Below are 5,258 nucleotides of genomic sequence, written 5' to 3'. Positions count from 1 at the left end.
GCCCCCGTCGGCTCGAACTCCGCCGGCCGCCCCCAGGTCACCTCCGTCACGCTCGTGACCGGTGACCGGGTGCGGCTGGAGACCTTCCCCGACGGCCGGAAGGCCGTCTCCGTCGAGCCGTCCCCGGGCGTCCCACAGGCCGACTTCACCCAGCTGGAGATCGACAAGCAGCTGTACGTGCTGCCCCGCGCCGCACTCCCGTACGTGGCCTCCGGCAAACTGGACCGGCAGCTGTTCAACATCACCTCCCTGATCGAGCAGGGGTACGACGACGCCCACACCTCCGCCATCCCGCTGATCGCCCGTTACACCGGCGGCACGAACCCCACGGCCAAGGGGGCGCCCACCGGTTCGCGCAAGGGCCTGGTCATCAAGAGCCTGCGCGGCTCGGCGCTGAAGGCGGACAAGAAGCAGGCCGGGCGCTTCTGGAAGGCCATCGACGACGACGCGCTCGCCAGGAGCGGCGCCGAGGGCGGCGCGAAGAGCGCTGCCAAGAACTCCGCCTTCAAGAACGCGGCCTTCGAGGGCGGCGTCGAGAAGCTGTGGCTGGACGCGAAGGCCCACGTCTCCCTCGACCGCAGCACCGCGCAGATCGGTGCGCCCGAGGCGTGGCAGGCCGGCTACGACGGAAAGGGCGCGACCGTCGCCGTCCTGGACACCGGCGTCGACGCCACCCACCCCGACCTGGCCGGAAAGCTCGGCGAAGTACGCAACTTCACCGAGGACCCCACCGCGAACGACGGCCACGGCCACGGCACCCACGTCGCCTCCACCATCGCCGGCAGCGGCGCCGCCTCGGGCGGCTCGCGCAAGGGCGTGGCACCGGGGGCACGGCTGATGATCGGCAAGGTGCTCGACGACAACGGCTCCGGACCGTACTCCGCCATCCTCGGCGGAATGGAATGGGCCGCCCGCTCGGGCGCCGACGTCGTCAGCATGAGCCTGGGCGGCCAGCCCACCGACGGCACCGACATACTCAGCATCGCCCTCGACCACCTCAGCGAGGACACCGGCGCCCTCTTCGTCGTCGCGGCGGGCAACTCGGGCACCGACTACACGGTGGGCTCACCGGGCGCCGCGGCGAGCGCACTGACCGTGGGTGCCGTCGACCGCGACGACAAGCTGGCCCCCTTCTCCAGCCGCGGCCCGCGCGTCGGGGACAACGGCGCCAAGCCCGACCTCACCGCCCCCGGCGTCGGCATCGTCGCCGCCCGCGCGGCCGGCACGTCCATGGGCAACCCGGTGGACGCGTCCTACACCGCCGCGTCGGGCACGTCCATGGCGACCCCGCACGTGGCGGGCGCGGCGGCGATCCTGGCTCAGCGCCACCCCGACTGGAGCGGCCGGCAGCTCAAGGACGCGTTGATGAGCACGACGCGTACCGCCCCCGACCAGACGGCCTACGAGCAGGGCACCGGCCGGGTGGACGTGGCTCGCTCGGTGCGCCAGCAGGTGCGCGCCACCGGCACCACCACCTTCGGTTCCCTGGAACCGGACGCGGGCCCGCAGCGGGTGGGCGTCACCTACACCAACGACGGCGACGCGCCCGTCGCACTCGCCCTGGACACCACCTTCGACAAGTTCTACGGCGCCCCGGCACCGGCAGGCGCCATAGCCGCCCCCGCGCAGGTCACCGTGCCCGCCCACGGCACTGCCGACGTGACCGTGACCCTGGACGCGCCCGCGCTGCCGGAGGGCATCTACGGCGGCCGCCTCACCGCCACCTCGGCCGACGGGCAGACCGTCGCGCACACCGTCCTCTCCGCGACGAAGGACCCGGCCAAGCACAAGGTCACCCTGCGCGGCATCGACCGTGCCGGGCAGCCGGCGGCCGTCTCCCCGCTGATCCTGCTGGGCCCCATAGGCCGCTTCGACATCGTCGGGGATCTGCCGGCGGGGCAGACCGCGACGGTGGACATGCCCGAGGGCACGTACTACCTGCACGGCGTCATCAGGCAGTACACGGAGGACGACGTCACCAACAGCCTGGTGATCAACCCCCAGCTGCGGGTGAGCGGCGCCACGGACCTGGTGCTCGACGCGCGCAAGGCGGTTCCCGTGAAGATCCGGACCCCCAGACCGGCCGAGCAGCGGGGCCCGTTGATCTTCTCCACCCACTGGAAGAAGGGCGACCGGGAGTTCGCCAGCTTCTTCACCAGCGGACACAGCGGCGGACAGCTGCTCTACGTCACGCCCACCGAGGAGTTCACCGAGGGAACCTTCGAGTTCTCCTCCCGCTGGCAGCTGACCGCACCGATGCTCCGCGCACGCGCGGTCTCCGCCGGCGCCGCGACCGGCGTCCCCGTCCGTCTGCTCCACAACTCCCCCGCCGTGGAAGGCAAGCGGCGCCTGCGGGTGGTGGACGCCGGTCACGGACGCCCCGAGGACTACGCGGCGCTGCGCGCACGGGGCACGGACGTCCGCGGCGCGGCGGTGCTCGTGGAACTGGAGGGAATCGAGTACGACGAGGCGGTGACCGCGGCCGCCCGGGCCGGAGCCGCGGCCGCCGTCACCACCGCCGACGGCAACAGGTCCGCGACCGCGACCTGGCAGCCGGTGGGCCCGCGACTGCCCGCGATCGGGCTGTACGCCTCCCCCGCCACCGCGCAGCGGCTGCGCGCGCAGGGCACCGTGCTGGAGCTGAAGGGGACCCCGGAGAGCCCCTACCTCTACGACGTCGTACAGCTCTCCGAACAGCGCATCCCCGAGCGCGTGGTCCACGAGGTCGGGCCGAGGAACACGGCCACCGTGGTCTCGCGCTACCCCGACACGAGCGGGACGCGGTACGTCACGGAGAACCGGGAGTCCTGGCGTCCGTGGGAGGGGGAGACCGTGTACCTCTCCCCCTGGGCCCGGTACGTCCGCACCGGGCAGGTGCGGACGGAGTACCTGAGCGGTCCCGCCGACGCCCGGTGGCTGCACTGGGTCAACCCCCGCAACACCTGGGCGGGCCAGGCGAGGGGGACCGGCGTGTTCGGCTCCCTGCGCACCTACCGGCCCGGTGAGCGCGTCGCGGAGAGCTGGTACGCCCCCGTGGTACGCCCGGCGATCCCCCGGGGCGCCGAAGGGCTCGCCCACCGCAAGGGCGACCGGCTGACCATCGGGATCCCCGAGTTCGCCGACGCCGTCCCCGGCCACTACGGCTACGCCCTGCCCCGCAAGGACGCCGACACCCCCTACCCCGACGAGACCCGCGCCGTGCTGCGGCGCGACGGCGAGATCCTCGCCGAAGGCCCCCGGGCATGGGGCGTCTTCCCCGCGGGCGGGGACGACGGCCGCTACCGGCTGGACCTGGACGTGAAGCGCACCGGCCCCGAGGGCACCCTCTCGCGGGCCACCAGCACCCGCTGGTCGTTCACGGCCCCCCGTCCGGCCGAGGGCGAGGAGTCCCTGCTTCCCCTCCTCCAGCTCGACTACGACGTGGCCACCGACCTCCGGGGCTCCGCCCCCGGCTCCGGGGCCTTCGCCTTCGGAGTGAGCGCCCGCCACCAGGACGGTCTGACGGGCCGATCCGTGAAGGGCATGGAGGTGTCCGTCTCGTACGACGACGGCAAGCACTGGCGGGCGGCGACGACGTCCGCCCGGGGCGACGGCGCCTACCGTGTCCGGGTCACCCACCCCTCGACCGCCCGCACCAGCGGGTACGTCACGCTGCGGGTCCGCGCCTGGGACGACGCGGGCAACGAGGTGACGCAGGAGATCGAGCGGGCGTACGCGCTGAGGTAGTACGCGGAAAAACGGAAGCCGCGACCGGCCCCGGTCGCGGCTTCCGTGCGTCCTACGACAGCCAGTCGCGCCGCGACGCCTGCCACACCAGCTGCGTGCGCGTCGTCGCGCCCGCCCGCTGCATCAGCGCGGTGATCCGGCGCTGCACCGTGCGGTGGCTGACACGCAGCTGGGTGGCGATCGCCTTGTCCGTCACGCCCGCGACGACCAGGGAGAGCAGATAGCGCTCGTCGTCGGCGAGACTGCCGCCGGGCTCCATGTCACCGGCGAAGTCGGCCAGCTCGCCCGCCTCCGTGACGTGCAGCGGGGTCCCCGCCGCCCACTGGATGTCGAACAGGGCGACGAGGGCGTCCAGAAGAGTGCTGCTGCGGATGATCGCGGCGGTCGGCTCGCCGCGGACGCCGGTCGTGCTGCCCGGCATCAGCGGGCAGACGGCGACGGAGCTGTCGACGATGACCATGCGCACGGGGAGCGTGCTGGTGGCACGGGCCACTTCACCGGCGCGGATGCCCTGGGCGACGTTGTCGACCATGCCGGGCTGCTCCAGGCAGGCCCGTTCGTAGATCGCCTCGTAGCGGATGCCCTGGGCGAGCAGCTCGAACTCCTCGTCGTTGTCCTGGGCGCGCAGCGCCACGGGATCGGCCTTGCAGAACCATCGCAGGTCGCTGCGGGCCCCGTAGGCGAGTTGGCGCAGCTGCTGGCGGATGGCGCCGGATCCGGTGATCACCTCGACCAGTTGCCCGGCGTCGTGGCGCCGACCGCCCGCCCGGTACTCCTCGGCCAGCTGTTCCACTCCGCGCCGCGCCCACTCCAGCGCTTCCTGGCCGCGCGCCAGCAGGGGCTGCAGCGCCACGTCCGGCGGGACGGGTACGTACCGCGTGTCGCCGTCACCCGGCAGCCGCCCGACCAGGCCCTTGTCGTGCAGGGAGGACAGCAGCGACGCCGCCTCGCGTTCCCGGATGTGGAGCCGTTGGGCGATCTCGTCCACGTTCGCGCCCCGTACCTCCACCAGGTGGCGGTAGACCCGTTCCTCCGCCGCGCCGATCCCCGCTATCTCCAGCACGCGCCCTCTCCCTCCCCGCAGCCCACCCCGGACGGACGCCCACTGTGCCATCCAAGATCGAGAGCGAACAGAATGCGGGCGGACCTGACGAATGATCAGAAGACGCCGCGGCTTCCGTGCGTCCGGGGCGGGGCGCACGGCGGATGCGCGGCGTCCCGGAACCCGGGCACCGCGGCGGCGGGGTCCGCTCCGCCCGGTTCAGCCGCCGAAGTTCCAGGCGACGAAGCCGTTTCCGGTGACGAGGAGGGCGAGGACCACGAGGTCGGCGATGCCGAGCGCGAGCCCGAGCAGGGCGCGGCCGCGGCGGGAGGTGGACCTGACGAGGGCGAGGACCGCCATCACGATGGCGGCCGGGCCGAGCAGGATGTTCATCACCAGCAGGCCGACGAGTCCGAGCACGAAGGAGGCCACGGCCGGCCCGTCGGCGTCCCGGGTGGAGCGCCGGGAGGGGGCGGCCGTGGCCTCCTTC

At 73.3% G+C, this 5,258-nt stretch carries 3 protein-coding genes; 1 reads left to right on the top strand and 2 read right to left on the bottom strand.

From position 1 onward, the window contains the following. Positions 1-3,726 (top strand): S8 family serine peptidase (locus EAO76_RS43390; protein ID WP_148841697.1); only part of this gene is annotated, 3,726 nt, incomplete at its 5' end. Positions 3,727-3,778: 52 nt separating this feature from the next. Here EAO76_RS43390 and EAO76_RS43385 read toward each other — a convergent pair. Beyond that, positions 3,779-4,789, bottom strand: coding sequence for a LuxR family transcriptional regulator (locus EAO76_RS43385; RefSeq protein WP_148841696.1), 1,011 nt, complete (start codon positions 4,787-4,789; stop codon positions 3,779-3,781). Between the two features lie 198 nt (positions 4,790-4,987). Next, positions 4,988-5,258: DUF4190 domain-containing protein (locus EAO76_RS43380; RefSeq protein WP_262376266.1), on the bottom strand; the 271-nt coding region annotated here is incomplete at its 5' end.

This window comes from Streptomyces sp. sk2.1, from assembly GCF_008120935.1.
In the GTDB taxonomy this organism is placed as follows: Bacteria; Actinomycetota; Actinomycetes; order Streptomycetales; family Streptomycetaceae; genus Streptomyces.
The sequence above is the reverse complement of the archived record's forward strand: the minus strand, read 5'-3'. Positions and strand labels throughout refer to the sequence as shown.